This window comes from Cellulomonas sp., assembly GCF_015234515.1.
Classification (GTDB): Bacteria; Actinomycetota; Actinomycetes; order Actinomycetales; family Cellulomonadaceae; genus Cellulomonas.
Map to the genome: position 1 here is coordinate 36,019 of NZ_JADGMY010000002.1, position 12,633 is coordinate 48,651.

The window sequence follows — 12,633 nt, forward strand, 5'->3', positions numbered from 1 at the left end:
GCGGACACCGGCGCTCCCGCTGCTCGGCGCCCGCTAGCCTGCGGGCGTGGACACCTGTACGGCTGCTGCCCGGCTCGTCGTCATGGACGTCGACTCCACGCTCATCACGGGCGAGGTGGTCGAGATGCTGGCGGGCCACGCGGGGTCCCGTCCGGTGGTCGCGGAGATCACCGAGCGGGCGATGCGCGGCGAGATCGACTTCGCCCAGTCGCTGCGCGAGCGAGTCGCGACGCTGGCGGGTCTTCCGGTGTCGGTGTTCGACGACGTGCTCGCGGAGGTCGAGCTGACGCCGGGTGCCGTCGAGCTGGTGGCCGAGCTCCAGGGCCGCGGGTGGCCCGTGGGCCTGGTGTCGGGCGGCTTCATGGAGGTCGCACGACCGCTCGCGACGCGCCTGGGGATCACGCGCGTGCACGCCAACCGGCTCGAGGTCCGTGACGGCGTGCTCACGGGCCGGGTCGACGGGCCGGTCGTCGACCGGGCCGCGAAGGCGGCCACGCTCGCGGCGTGGGCGCTCGAGCTCGGTCTGCCGATGAGCCGGACCGTGGCGATCGGGGACGGTGCGAACGACCTCGACATGCTGGCCGCCGCCGCGACGGGGATCGCGTTCAACGCGAAGCCGGTCGTCGCGCAGGCCGCCGACGTCGCGGTGGCCGGGCGCCTGGACGCCGTGCTGACGCTCGCGCCGTTCGCGGCCTGACGGTCCGGACCGCGGCGTCCCCGACGCCGCCCGCACCGGCGTCCGCGGGCCGTCAGGCCGGACGGTCGAGGTGGACCAGCCGCAGCGCCCCGGGTGCGACCGCGTCCCACGGTCCGTCGAGCTCGAGCACGGCCCAGGCCGCGGTCGGCACCCCGCCGCGCACGCGTGCGCGCAGGGCCTCGTCGGACGTCGGGCCGGCGAGCACGTCGGCCGCGTGCGACATCGTCGGCTCGTGCCCCACGACCAGCACGGTCGACGCCTCGTCGGGCTGCGTCCGCAGGAGTGCGGCGAGATCACCCGCGGACGCGTCGTACAGCGCGTCCGTGACCGACACGACCGGGCCCGGGACGCCCGCGGCGACCAGCGCCGTCCGTGCGATCTCCCACGTCTGGCGGGTGCGCAGCGACGACGAGCACAGGACGTGCGTGGGCGCCGGGCCGGTGGTCGCCAGCGCAGCACCGACGGCCGCGGCCTGCCGTCGTCCGACGAGGGCGAGCGGCCGCTCGTGGTCGACGACGACGCCGGCCGGCTCCGCCTTGGCGTGCCGCAGGAGGACGAGTCGGCGCAGTGTCACGGCACCAGGGTGCCATCCGGCCCCGCCACCGAGGTAGCCGCAGCGGCGAGAACGGACGTGACGAACACGACGCCCCTCGCGACCGTCCCCTGCGCCTACAGCCCCATGGCGTGCACGCCGCCGTCGACGTGGACGATCTCGCCCGTCGTCGCCGGGAACCAGTCGGAGAGCAGCGCGGCGACGGCGCGCGCGGTCGGCTCGGGGTCGTGCACGTCCCAGCCGAGGGGCGCACGCTCGGGCCAGCCACCCTCCATCGCCTCGAAGCCGGGGATCGACTTGGCGGCGGTCGTGCGGATGGGCCCGGCCGAGACGAGGTTCACGCGGATGCCCTGCGGCCCCAGGTCGCGCGCGAGGTACCGGGCGGTCGACTCGAACGCGGCCTTCGCGACGCCCATCCAGTCGTACACGGGCCACGCGTAGCGCGCGTCGAACGTCAGGCCGACGATGCTGGACCCGCGCGTCAGCAGGGGCTGGGACGCCACCGCGAGGGCCTTGAGCGAGTACGCGCTGACGTGCACGGCGGTCGCGACGTCCTCCCACTCCCCGGCCAGGAAGTTGCCGCCCATGACGGACTGCGGCGCGAACCCGATGGAGTGCACGACGCCGTCGAGGTGGTCCGTGTGCTCCCGGACGCGGTCCGCCAGTGCGGAGAGGTCCTCCTCGCTCGTGACGTCGAGCTGGACGACGGGCGCGGCCTGCGGGAGGCGCCTCGAGATCGCCTGCGTCAGGCGCAGCTGCCGCCCGAACGACGTCAGCACGACGTTCGCTCCCTGCTCCTGCGCGAGGCGCGCGACGTGGAACGCGATGGAGCTGTCCGTCAGGACGCCGGTGACGAGCAGGGTCTTGCCCTCGAGCAGTGCCATGGTCCAGGTGCCTCTCGGTCGGGTGGGCCGGGCGCGCTGGGCGCCGGCGGAGGGAGTGCGAGGGGTCAGTGCCCCATGCCGAGGCCGCCGTCGACGGGCAGCACGGCGCCGGACACGTACGCGGCGGCGTCGGACGCGAGGAACTGCACGGCCGCAGCGACCTCGTCCGCGTGCCCGAACCGTCCGGCGGGGATCGAGCCGAGGTACGCCTGCTGGCGGTCCTCGGGCAGCGCCTTGGTCATGTCGGTGTCGATGAAGCCCGGCGCCACGACGTTCGCGGTGATGCCCCGCGCCCCGAGCTCGCGCGTCACCGAGCGTGCCATGCCGATCAGCGCAGACTTCGAGGACGCGTAGTTGACCTGCCCGGGCGACCCGTACATCCCGACGACGGACGAGATGAGCACGATGCGGCCGCGGCGCAGCCGGATCATCCCCTTGCTCGCACGCCGGACCACACGGAAGGCGCCGGTGAGGTTGACGTCGATCACCTCGGCGAAGTCCTCGTCGGTCATCCGCATCAGCAGGCCGTCGCGCGTGACGCCGGCGTTCGCGACGAGGACCTCGACGGGGCCGTGCGCGGCCTCGACCTGGGCGAACGCGGCGTCGACGGACGCGGTGTCACGCACGTCCCCGATGACCTCCAGGACGCCGTCGGGCGCGCCGCCCGACCGGACGATCGTCGCGACCTTGTCACCGGCGGCGACGAACCGCTCGGCGATGGCACGGCCGATGCCGCGGTTGGCGCCGGTCACCAGCACGGAGCGCGGTGCGGGAGAGGTCGGGGCGTCCGGGGTGGTCACGGGTGTCGTCGCAGGCACGGGACACGACGCTAGCCGACCACCCGGCGCCGTGGCGGGGTGCCCGCCGTCCTGAGTTGCGGGCCCCTCGTTGTGGGAGGCCCACAAAGTGTGGGTCGGCCCACGTCGCACGGCCACGGTGCCGCACGACGCCTACCATCGGGTGGTGAGCACACGTCGTCGCGCCGCGCGGGCCGAGCCGGAGGTGCACCGCATCACCTCGGCCCCCGAGTCGCTGTCCGACGACCTCGCGCGCCGGCAGCGCCGCTACCTGTGGCAGATGGGCGTGCGCGTCCTGTGCTTCGTCGCCGCAGGTCTGCTCTGGTCGCACGTCCCGGTGGCGGTGTCGCTCGCGCTCATCACGGCGGCCGCCGTGCTGCCCTACGTGGCGGTGCTGCTGGCGAACGCCGGGCGCGAGCGGCGTGACGCGCCGGACGTGCCCTTCGAGGCGCGCCAGATCGACCCCGCCCCCCGCCACGACGAGCTCGGAGACGGCCAGTGAACGACTCGACCCCCCAGCAGCAGGCCACCCCCGACACCGTCGGCGAGCTGGTGTGCAGCGCACGCGGCTGCCGCGAGGCGCCCGCGTGGGGTGTCCTGTGGAACAACCCGAAGCTGCACACACCCGAGCGGCGCAAGGTCTGGCTCGCGTGCGACGGGCACCGCGAGCACCTGTCGGAGTACCTGCGCGTCCGTGACTTCCTGCGCGACGTCGTCCCCGTCGACGAGCTGGTCCGGTCCGAGCCGTGAACGGGGCGGGACCCGCGGGCGGGGACCTGCGCGCCGCGGCACGTCGGCAGGCGCTCGGCCTGGTCGTCCTCGCGGTCGCCGTGGCCGTGACGTGCACGTTCCTGGGCCGCTGGCAGTGGCAGCGGCACGTCGACCGGGACGCCGCCATCGCGGTCGTGGAGGCCAACTACGCCGCCGCACCCGTCGACCTCACGGACGTCGTCGCGGACCCCGACGCCGCGCTTCCCGAGTCCGACGCCTGGCGCTCGGTCCAGGTCCGCGGGCGCTACCTCGACGACGCGACCGTGCTCCTGCGCAACCGCCCCGTCGACAGCACCCCCGCGTACCACGCCCTGGTGCCGTTCCTCGTGACGGACGCGGCGCCCGGTGACGCGGGCGACCCGGTCGGCGCAGGGCGGGTCCTGGTGGTCGACCGCGGCTGGGTGCCCACGGGGGCCGACGGGTCGGTCGACGTCGACGTCCCGCCCCCGCCGGCCGGCGAGGTCACGGCGACCGTCCGTCTGCGCCCGGGCGAGCCCACGAGCGGCCGGGACGCGCCGTCCGGGCAGGTGCAGGCCATCGCCCCTGCCCAGGTGCTCGCCGCGGGCGGGGTCGACGTCGAGCCGTACGCGGCCTACGGCGCGCTCGTGCGCGAGGACCCCGCGCCGGGAGCGCCGCTGGGCGCGCTGGCCGCGCCGAGCACCGACCCGGGATCACACCTGTCGTACGCGTTCCAGTGGTGGGTCTTCGCGCTCGGCGGCTTCGTGGCGTTCATCGTCGCCGCGCGGCGCGAGTGGACGTCGGTCGTCACCGTCGGCGAGGGCGCGCCCCCGTCCCGGCCCGCGCGGCCCCGCCGGGCGCGTGGCCGCGACGAGCTCGACGAGGACGCCGAGATCGACGCGCAGCAGGACGCCGGGCGCGACCGTCAGGCCAGCGCGATGAGGTCCAGGTAGTCGGCGCTCCACAGGTCCTCGTCGCCGTCGGGCAGCAGCAGGACGCGCTCGGGCTCCAGGGCCGCGACCGCGCCCTCGTCGTGGCTCACGAGCACCACGGCCCCCTGGTAGCCGCGCAGCGCGGCGAGGATCTCCTCGCGTGACGCCGGGTCCAGGTTGTTCGTCGGCTCGTCGAGCAGCAGCACGTTGGCGCTGGACACGACGAGCGTCGCGAGCGCGAGGCGCGTCTTCTCCCCGCCGGACAGCACGCGGGCCGGCTTGTCGGCGTCGTCGCCGGAGAACAGGAACGAGCCGAGGACGGACCGCACCTGGGTGTCGGTGAGGTCGGGTGCCGCGGTGCGCAGGTTCTCCAGGACGGTGCGCGAGAGGTCGAGGGTCTCGTGCTCCTGCGCGTAGTACCCGAGCTTGAGGCCGTGGCCCGGCTTGACCTCACCGGTGTCGGGCTCCTGCAGGCCGCCGAGCATCCGCAGCAGCGTGGTCTTGCCCGCGCCGTTGAGCCCGAGCACGACGACCTTGCTCCCGCGGTCGATCGCCAGCGAGACGTCCGTGAAGACCTCCTGCGAGCCGTACGACTTCGACAGCCCCTCGGCGGTCAGCGGGGTGCGGCCGCAGGGTGCCGGGTCGGGGAACCGCAGGCGCGCGACCTTGTCCGACGCGCGGACCGCGTCGAGGCCGGACAGCATGCGCTCGGCACGGCGAGCCATGTTCTGGGCCGCGACGGCCTTGGTGGCCTTCGCGCGCATCTTGTCGGCCTGAGCCAGGAGCGTCGCGGCCTTCTTCTCGGCGTTGGCCCGCTCGCGGCGGCGACGCTTCTCGTCGGTCTCCCGCTGCTTGAGGTACGCGTCCCAGCCCAGGTTGTACAGGTCGAGGTGCGAGCGGTTCGCGTCGAGGTAGAACACCTTGTTGACGGTCGCGCGCAGCAGCTCGACGTCGTGGCTGATGACGACGAACCCGCCCGGGTAGCTCTTGAGGTACTCGCGCAGCCACACGATGGAGTCGGCGTCGAGGTGGTTGGTCGGCTCGTCGAGCAGCAGCGTGTCGGCGCCGGAGAACAGGATGCGTGCGAGCTCGACGCGGCGGCGCTGGCCACCGGACAGCGTGCCGAGGTTCTGGCCCAGGACGCGGTCGTCGAGCGCGAGCGCGGCCGTGATGCGGTGCGCCTCGCTCTCGGCCGCGTACCCGCCGGCCGCGGTGAAGCGCGCCTCGAGCCGCGTGTACCGCTCCATGGCCCTGTCACGGGTCGCGTCGTCGGCCGACGCCATCGCCCCCTCGGTCTCGCGCATCGACGCCAGGATCGCGTCCAGCCCGCGCGCCGAGAGGACCCGGTCCATCGCGAGCTGCGTCAGGTCGCCCGCGCTCGGGTCCTGCGGCAGGTACCCGACGTCGCCGCTGCGCGAGATGGTCCCGCCGGTCGGCTGGGTCTCCCCCGCGAGCGTCCTGGTCAAGGTGGTCTTGCCCGCACCGTTGCGGCCGACGAGGCCGATCCGGTCGCCGGAGGCGATCCGGAAGGTCGTCGGTTCCAGCAGGACGCGGGCGCCGACGCGCAGCTCGACGCCCGAAGCGGTGATCACAGGGAAGTTCCTCGGTTTCCTACGAGAAGACCGGGTGGGTTCTGGCTCCCGGCACAAACGCCGACCATCGTACCCAGCCGCTAGCGTGGCGAACGGTCGGACGCCCGACCCTCCACGTCATCCTCACCCGGCAGGAGCCACGGCATGTCCCTCAGTTCCCCGGACGACAGGACCACGGCCACGACCGCACCGGAACCGCACGCGGTGGTCCCCGGTCTCCTGCCCGATCCCCCGGCACCCCCGCACACGCGCCGGACGGGCACCGACGTCGCGCTCGTGGCCACGTTCGCGGCGTTCGTCGCCGCGTGCGCGCTGGTCCCGGCGATCCCCACGGGAACGCCCGTGCCGATCACGCTGCAGACGTTCGGTGTCGTCGTCGCCGGTCTGGTGCTCGGTGCCCGGCGGGGCTTCCTCGCGGTCGCGCTCTACCTGGTGGTCGGCCTGGCTGGAGTCCCCGTGTTCGCGGAGATGACCGGTGGGCTCGGCGTGCTGGGCAAGCCTTCCGTCGGCTACCTGCTCGCGTTCCCGCTCGCCGCGGCGGTCGCCGGGTGGCTCGGGGGCCTCGCGCTGCGGGCGCGCCCCGCGTGGCGGTACCCCCTGCTCGTCGCCGCAGGGCTCGGCTCGTCGTTCCTCGTGACGCACCCGTCGGGCATCGTCGGCCTCATGGCGCGTCTCGGCGTCACCGCCCGCGAGGCGCTCGCGATCGACCTCGTCTACTGGCCGGGGGACGTCGTGAAGAACCTGCTCGCGGCGGCCGTGACGCTGGCCGTCCTGCGGGCCTTCCCCGACCTGCGACGCGGCAGGCGCTGAGACGCCCGTGATCGAGCTCGACGCGGCCGAGGTCACCGCCTGGTCCCCGGACCCGGCGGGCGGCCCCGACCGCATCGTGCGCCTGCTGGGCCCGGTCTCGCTGCAGCTGACCGAGCGGCACGTCGCCGTCGTCGGTGCCAACGGGTCCGGCAAGTCGACGCTCGCCCGTCTGCTCAACGGCCTGGTCCTGCCGTCGGCAGGGCGCGTGCGGGTCGACGGGCTCGACACGGCGTCCGACGGTCCCGCCGTCCGGCGCCGCGTCGGGTTCGTGTTCACCGACCCCGACGCGCAGATCGTCATGCCGACACCGGTCGAGGACGTCGCGCTGTCCCTGCGGCGCGCGGTCCCGGACGCCCGCGAGCGCGAGGCGCGCGCCCTCGACGCGCTCGCCCGTTACGGCCTGGCGGACCGCGCGCACGTCTCGGTGCACGCGCTGTCCGGGGGTCAGCGCCAGCTCCTCGCGCTGGCCGCGGTGCTCGCCACGGAACCGGCGGTCCTCGTCTGCGACGAGCCGACCACGCTGCTCGACCTGCGGTGGCGGACGCACGTGGACAGGCTGCTCGCGTCGCTCCCTCAGCAGGTCGTCGTGGTGACGCACGACCTGGAGGCGGCCGCGCGCGCCGACCGGGTCCTCGTCGTCGACGGCGGGCTCGTCGTCGCGGACGACGAGCCGGGTCCCGCGCTCGCGCGCTACCGCGCCCTCATGGCGGCCGCACCGCCCCCGCACGGCGCCGACCGTGCCGGGCGCGCCCCTGCGGGAGCGTCGTGACGCGCGGACGGCCGCTGCGCCCGCCGTGGGCAGGGCCGCTGGGACTGCACCACCCCGGCGACAGCGTCGTCCACCGCCTGCCGGCCGCCGCGAAGCTGCTGCTGCTCGCGCTGACCGGCGTCGCGGTGGTCCTGCCTGCCGGCCCGGTCGTGGCGGCGGCCGGCCTCGCGGTCGTGGTCCTCGTCACGGCGCTCGCGCGCGTGCCGTGGCACCGCACGACGCGCGGGCTCCTGCCGGTCCTCGTGACCGCGGCGGTGCTCGCCGCCTACCAGACGTGGGTGCGCGGTCCCGCGCTCGGGGCCGAGGTCGCGCTCGACCTGCTGACGCTCGTCCTGGCAGGTGCCCTCGTGACCGCGACCACCCGCGCCGACGACCTCCTGGCCGTCGTGGCACGCGCGGCCGGGCCGCTGCGGCACGTCGGGCTGCCCCCGGAGACGGTGGCGCTCACGGTGGGGCTCTTCCTGCGGACGGTGCCGTTGCTCGTGCAGGTCGTCGGCGAGTCGCGCGACGCCGCGCGCGCCCGCGGCCTCGATCGCGACCCGCGCGCGGTCGTCGTCCCCGCCGCCGTGCGCATGGTGGGCCACGCGCGGACGACGGGTGACGCGCTGGCCGCACGCGGCCTGGCCGACTGACACCCAGCGCCTGTGCCGCCGCTGTCGCGTGCGACTCGGTCGACCGTCCAGCCCGCGCGGCCCGCGGGGCTTCCCACTACCGTGAGCGCGTGACTTTCAGCGAGGGTGGCAGCTTCGAGGGTGGCCGCGTCCGGCGGCACGGGCGCGGCGCCGCGGCCGCGGGGGGCGGTGGCCTGATCGGGATCATCGCGCTGGCCATCTTCCTGTTCACCGGCCAGGACCTGTCCGGCGTCCTCGACACCGGCGGGCAGGGCGGCGGCAGCCAGCCGGTCGAGGACGTCGCCGAGTGCACGGTCGAGCAGGCGAACTCCGACCCACTGTGCCGCTTCTCGGCGACGATGCAGTCGCTCGACGCGTTCTGGGCCGCGACGGTCCCCGCCGGGACGGCCTTCGCGCCGCCCACCGCCAACGAGTTCCAGGGTGGCATCGCCACCGGGTGCGGCCAGGCCTCGTCGTCCACGGGCCCGTTCTACTGCCCGCCCGACCAGGGCATCTACCTCGACACCTCGTTCTTCCAGCTGCTGCAGCAGCAGTTCGGCGCCCAGGGCGGGCCGCTGGCCGAGATGTACATCTACGCGCACGAGTACGGGCACCACATCCAGAACCTCACGGGCGTGTTCGACTCCGCCGACCGCAGCGGTGGTGGCGCCGAGTCGGACTCCGTGCGCGTCGAGCTGCAGGCCGACTGCTACGCGGGCATGTGGGCCGGCGACGCCGCGACGCGCGAGGACCCGGACCGGCCCGGCGTGACGTTCCTCCAGCCCCCCACCGCCGAGGAGCTCGCCCAGGCCCTCGACGCCGCCGCCGCGGTCGGCGACGACCACATCCAGCAGCAGTCCGGTGGCAGCGTGGACCCCGACACCTGGACGCACGGGTCGAGCGAGCAGCGCCAGAAGTGGTTCACGATCGGCTACGAGCAGGGCTCGCTCGCCGCGTGCGACACGTTCGCGGCCACCGACCTCTGACCCACCCCACCCACCCCGCCGCGAGAGTGCGATCCAGTCGCACCCGCCCCGGGCGACATGAGGCGGGCAGAGCGAACAGCTCGGAGCTCCGACGCCAGTACTCGCGCACGAGCTCGGGGCGTCCGCCTCGCGGTCCGTCCGGCTGACCGGCCGTCTGCTCCCGTCTCGACCTGTCGTCAGATGTTGAACCCCAGCGCCCGCATCTGCTCACGCCCGTCGGGCGTGATCTTCTCCGGGCCCCACGGCGGCATCCACACCCAGTTGATGCGGAACCCGTCGACCAGGCCCTCGAGCGCCTGGCCCGTCTGATCCTCGATGACGTCCGTCAGCGGGCACGCCGCCGATGTGAGGGTCATGTCGATGACCGCGGTGCTGGTCTGGTCGACGACGACGCCGTAGACGAGGCCGAGGTCGACGACGTTGATGCCGAGCTCGGGGTCGATGACGTCACGCATCGCCTCCTCGACGTCGGCGGCCGTCGGCGGGCCGGCGGGGGTGGTGATCGGTTCGGTGGTCATGCGTCCTCCGTCGTACGGGCTCCGGACAGGATGAGGGCATCGTTGAGGGCGACCCAGCCGAGCTGGGCGCACTTGACGCGGGCGGCGTAGCGGGACACGCCCGCGAACGCGACGGCGTCGCCGAGCAGCTCCTCCGCGTCGTCGGACACCCCGGCGCCGCGGGACTGCATCAGCTCGCGGAAGGTGGCGGCGAGCCGGTCGACCGTGGGCAGGTCCTGGCCGGCGACCAGGTCGTGCAGCACCGAGACCGACGCCTGCGAGATCGAGCAGCCCTGACCCTCCCACGCGACCTCGCGCAGGACCGGCACCTCGCCGCTCGTGTCGACGTCGACGTGCAGCGTCACCTCGTCGCCGCAGGTGGGGTTCACCTGGTGCGACGTGGCGGCGCACGTGCCGTGGTCGGCGGTCGCGACGCCGACGCCGGTCGCGCCCTCGGGCAGCCCGCGGCCGTGCGGGAACTTCGCGTGGTCGAGGATGACCTGCTGGTACAGCTGCTCCATGGCCGAGCTCATGCGGGCCTCCCGTCCGTCGTCGCGTCGTCCAGACCGAAGAACGCGCGGACCCCCGCGAGTGCTTCCCGGAACGCGGCGACGTCGTCGTCCGTCGTGTAGACACCCGCCGACGCGCGGGCCGTGGCCGCGATGCCGAACCGCCGGTGCAGGGGCTGCGCGCAGTGGTGGCCGACGCGCACCGCGACACCCGCGTCGTCGAGCACCTGGCCGACGTCGTGCGCGTGGACGCCGTCGACGACGAACGACACCGCCGCCAGCCGGTCGACGTTCTCGGTCGGCCCGACCACCCGGACCCCGGGCACGGACGCGACGGCGTCGAGCAGCAGACCCGCGAGGTGGTGCTCGTGCGCGGCGACGCCCGCCATACCGAGCTCCGAGAGGTACTGCGCGGCCGCGCCGAGCGCGACGGCCTGCGACACCATCTGCGTGCCTGCCTCGAACCGCTGGGGCGGCGGTGCGTACGTCGTCGACTCCATGGTGACGACCTCGACCATCGAGCCGCCGGTGGTCACCGGCGGCATCGCCTCGAGCAGCTCACGCCGCCCGTACAGCGCACCCACACCGGTCGGTCCGTACATCTTGTGCCCCGAGAACGCCGCGAGGTCCACGCCGAGCGCGCGCAGGTCCACCGGCAGGTGCGGCACGGACTGGCAGGCGTCCAGCACGGTGAGAGCACCGACCTCGCGGGCACGCGCGACGAACGCCTCGACGGGCGTGATCGCCCCGGTGACGTTCGACGCGTGCGTGAACGCCAGCACGCGGGTCCGGTCGGTGACGACCGTCGCGAGATCCTCGGTGCGGATGCGCCCGTCGTCGTCGACGCCGAGCCAGCGCAGCGTCGCGCCCGTGCGGGCCGCCAGCTCCTGCCACGGGACGAGGTTGGCGTGGTGCTCGGCCTCGGTGACGACGATCTCGTCGCCGGGTGCGAGCGCGAACCGGCGTGCCGCCTCTCCCCCGCGGCCCAGGGACGCGTTGGACATCGCGTACGCCACGAGGTTGATCGCGGCCGTCGCGTTCGACGTCCACACGAGCTCGCCCGCTGAGACGCCGACGAATCCGGCGACCCGGGAGCGCGCGTCCTCGAACGCCTCGGTGGCCTCCTCGGCGAGCTGGTGCGCGCCGCGGTGCACGGCGGCGTTGCGACGCACGTAGAAGTCCTGCTCGGCGTCGAGGACGACCTCGGGCTTCTGCGACGTCGCACCGCTGTCGAGGTACACGAGCCGCCGCCCGTCGCGCAGCGTGCGCTCGAGCAGCGGGAAGTCGGCGCGGACCGCTGCCAGCTCCGTGGCCGACAGGCTCACGTCGTCAGGTGCGGGCCGCAGCGGCTCGAGCGTGCTGGTCATCAGGTCCTCCGGGCGGACGGGAGGCGGCCGACGGTGCGCGGTGCTCTCACGCAGTGGCGACGGTCGCCCCGGGGACGACGGGTGCGGCGGCCGCCGGGTCACCCCGGCGGCCGTCGCGACGGTCTCAGACCGCGGTGCCGGTGGGCAGGAAGCGGTCGTAGCCCTCGGACTCGAGGCGCTCGGCCAGCTCCGGGCCGCCCTCCTCGGCGATCCGGCCGTCGACGAAGACGTGCACGAAGTCGGGCTGGATGTAGCGCAGGATCCGCGTGTAGTGCGTGATCAGCAGCACGCCGACGTCGCCGCCGGCCTTGACGCGGTTGACGCCCTCGGACACGACGCGCAGCGCGTCGACGTCCAGGCCGGAGTCGGTCTCGTCGAGGATCGCGAAGCGCGGCTTGAGCAGCTCCATCTGGAGGATCTCGTGCCGCTTCTTCTCACCGCCGGAGAAGCCCTCGTTGACGGAACGCTCAGCGAAGGTGGAGTCCATCCGCAGGCCGTCCATGGCGGCGCGCATGTCCTTGACCCACGAGCGCAGCGGCGGCGCCTCGCCGTCGATCGCGGTCTTGGCGGTCCGCAGGAAGTTCGACACGGAGACGCCGGGGACCTCGACGGGGTACTGCATGGCGAGGAACATGCCGGCGCGGGCGCGCTCGTCGACGCTCATCGCGAGGACGTCCTCACCGTCGAGCAGGACGCTGCCCGAGGTGATCTGGTACTTGGGGTGGCCCGCCAGCGAGTACGCGAGCGTGGACTTGCCGGACCCGTTGGGGCCCATGATGGCGTGGGTCTCACCGCTGCTCACGGTGAGGTCGACGCCGCGCAGGATGGGCTTGGGGCCCTCCTTCGTCTCGACGCTGACGTGCAGGTCGCGGATCTCCAGGGTGGACATCGGGTACTCCT

General features: G+C 74.3%; 16 protein-coding genes. 8 read left to right on the plus strand and 8 right to left on the minus strand.

All coding sequences use genetic code 11. The annotated features are described in order from the left end of the window. Positions 1–46: 46 nt before the first annotated feature. A complete protein-coding gene (gene serB / locus IR158_RS00480) occupies positions 47–697 on the plus strand; it encodes a phosphoserine phosphatase SerB (RefSeq protein WP_291808048.1) in 651 nt (216 codons plus the stop codon). A 52-nt stretch (positions 698–749) separates the two neighbouring features. Here the strand turns inward: serB and IR158_RS00485 are convergent, their stop codons facing one another. From IR158_RS00485 to fabG, 3 genes are all read right to left on the minus strand, one after another. Beyond that, the gene (locus IR158_RS00485; RefSeq protein WP_291808050.1) at positions 750–1,271 is read right to left on the minus strand and encodes a histidine phosphatase family protein; all 522 of its coding nucleotides are present in this window, start codon (positions 1,269–1,271) and stop codon (positions 750–752) included. 95 nt (positions 1,272–1,366) lie between these two features. Further along, positions 1,367–2,134, minus strand: a complete 768-nt coding sequence (gene fabI / locus IR158_RS00490) for an enoyl-ACP reductase FabI (protein WP_291808053.1) — start codon at positions 2,132–2,134, stop codon at positions 1,367–1,369. A gap of 65 nt (positions 2,135–2,199) precedes the next feature. Further along, entirely contained in the window at positions 2,200–2,952 is a 753-nt protein-coding gene (fabG, locus tag IR158_RS00495; RefSeq protein WP_291808056.1) for a 3-oxoacyl-ACP reductase FabG, read from the minus strand. A gap of 145 nt (positions 2,953–3,097) precedes the next feature. Here fabG and IR158_RS00500 point away from each other — a divergent pair, with 145 nt between their 5' ends. The 3 genes from IR158_RS00500 to IR158_RS00510 are packed head-to-tail and all read left to right on the plus strand — an operon-like array spanning position 3,098 to position 4,613. Continuing rightward, complete coding sequence (locus IR158_RS00500; protein WP_291808059.1) at positions 3,098–3,433, plus strand: DUF3099 domain-containing protein; 336 nt, start codon at positions 3,098–3,100, stop codon at positions 3,431–3,433. After that, positions 3,430–3,681, plus strand: coding sequence for a hypothetical protein (locus IR158_RS00505; RefSeq protein ID WP_291808061.1), 252 nt, complete (start codon positions 3,430–3,432; stop codon positions 3,679–3,681). The genes IR158_RS00500 and IR158_RS00505 overlap by 4 nt, the downstream gene beginning before the upstream one ends. Next, positions 3,678–4,613: an SURF1 family protein gene (locus IR158_RS00510; protein ID WP_291808064.1), complete on the plus strand. Its 936-nt coding sequence runs from the start codon at positions 3,678–3,680 to the stop codon at positions 4,611–4,613. The genes IR158_RS00505 and IR158_RS00510 overlap by 4 nt, the downstream gene beginning before the upstream one ends. Here the strand turns inward: IR158_RS00510 and IR158_RS00515 are convergent. After that, positions 4,586–6,184 carry an ABC-F family ATP-binding cassette domain-containing protein gene (locus IR158_RS00515; protein ID WP_291808067.1) on the minus strand — a complete coding sequence of 533 codons (1,599 nt, stop codon included), beginning with the start codon at positions 6,182–6,184 and terminating at the stop codon, positions 4,586–4,588. The genes IR158_RS00510 and IR158_RS00515 overlap by 28 nt on opposite strands. Positions 6,185–6,328: 144 nt before the next feature. Here IR158_RS00515 and IR158_RS00520 point away from each other — a divergent pair, with 144 nt between their 5' ends. From IR158_RS00520 to IR158_RS00535, 4 genes are all read left to right on the plus strand, one after another. Further along, positions 6,329–6,994: a biotin transporter BioY gene (locus tag IR158_RS00520; RefSeq protein ID WP_291808070.1), complete on the plus strand. Its 666-nt coding sequence runs from the start codon at positions 6,329–6,331 to the stop codon at positions 6,992–6,994. A gap of 7 nt (positions 6,995–7,001) precedes the next feature. Continuing rightward, a complete protein-coding gene (locus IR158_RS00525) occupies positions 7,002–7,763 on the plus strand; it encodes an ABC transporter ATP-binding protein (protein WP_291808073.1) in 762 nt (253 codons plus the stop codon). Beyond that, a complete protein-coding gene (locus tag IR158_RS00530; protein WP_291808076.1) occupies positions 7,760–8,395 on the plus strand; it encodes an energy-coupling factor transporter transmembrane protein EcfT in 636 nt (211 codons plus the stop codon). Before IR158_RS00525 ends, IR158_RS00530 begins: the two co-directional genes overlap by 4 nt. Positions 8,396–8,484: 89 nt before the next feature. Continuing rightward, positions 8,485–9,360, plus strand: coding sequence for a neutral zinc metallopeptidase (locus IR158_RS00535; RefSeq protein ID WP_291808079.1), 876 nt, complete (start codon positions 8,485–8,487; stop codon positions 9,358–9,360). A gap of 176 nt (positions 9,361–9,536) precedes the next feature. Here the strand turns inward: IR158_RS00535 and IR158_RS00540 are convergent, their stop codons facing one another. The 4 genes from IR158_RS00540 to sufC form a co-directional block, all read right to left on the minus strand. Beyond that, the gene (locus IR158_RS00540; protein ID WP_227578535.1) at positions 9,537–9,878 is read right to left on the minus strand and encodes a metal-sulfur cluster assembly factor; all 342 of its coding nucleotides are present in this window, start codon (positions 9,876–9,878) and stop codon (positions 9,537–9,539) included. After that, a complete protein-coding gene (sufU, locus tag IR158_RS00545) occupies positions 9,875–10,390 on the minus strand; it encodes a Fe-S cluster assembly sulfur transfer protein SufU (protein ID WP_291808081.1) in 516 nt (171 codons plus the stop codon). The genes IR158_RS00540 and sufU overlap by 4 nt, the downstream gene beginning before the upstream one ends. Further along, the gene (locus tag IR158_RS00550) at positions 10,387–11,733 is read right to left on the minus strand and encodes a SufS family cysteine desulfurase (protein WP_291808083.1); all 1,347 of its coding nucleotides are present in this window, start codon (positions 11,731–11,733) and stop codon (positions 10,387–10,389) included. Before IR158_RS00550 ends, sufU begins: the two co-directional genes overlap by 4 nt. 124 nt (positions 11,734–11,857) lie before the next feature. Continuing rightward, positions 11,858–12,622, minus strand: a complete 765-nt coding sequence (gene sufC / locus IR158_RS00555; RefSeq protein ID WP_291808085.1) for a Fe-S cluster assembly ATPase SufC — start codon at positions 12,620–12,622, stop codon at positions 11,858–11,860. Between the last annotated feature and the right edge of the window lie 11 nt (positions 12,623–12,633).

Coding starts and splice junctions, on each gene's coding strand:
- fabI (WP_291808053.1), bottom strand. CDS start 2,134: ATGGCACTGCTCGAGGGCAAGACCCTGCTCGTCACCGGCGTCCTGACG.
- IR158_RS00520 (WP_291808070.1), top strand. CDS start 6,329: ATGTCCCTCAGTTCCCCGGACGACAGGACCACGGCCACGACCGCACCG.
- IR158_RS00540 (WP_227578535.1), bottom strand. CDS start 9,878: ATGACCACCGAACCGATCACCACCCCCGCCGGCCCGCCGACGGCCGCC.
- sufU (WP_291808081.1), bottom strand. CDS start 10,390: ATGAGCTCGGCCATGGAGCAGCTGTACCAGCAGGTCATCCTCGACCAC.
- IR158_RS00550 (WP_291808083.1), bottom strand. CDS start 11,733: ATGACCAGCACGCTCGAGCCGCTGCGGCCCGCACCTGACGACGTGAGC.
- sufC (WP_291808085.1), bottom strand. CDS start 12,622: ATGTCCACCCTGGAGATCCGCGACCTGCACGTCAGCGTCGAGACGAAG.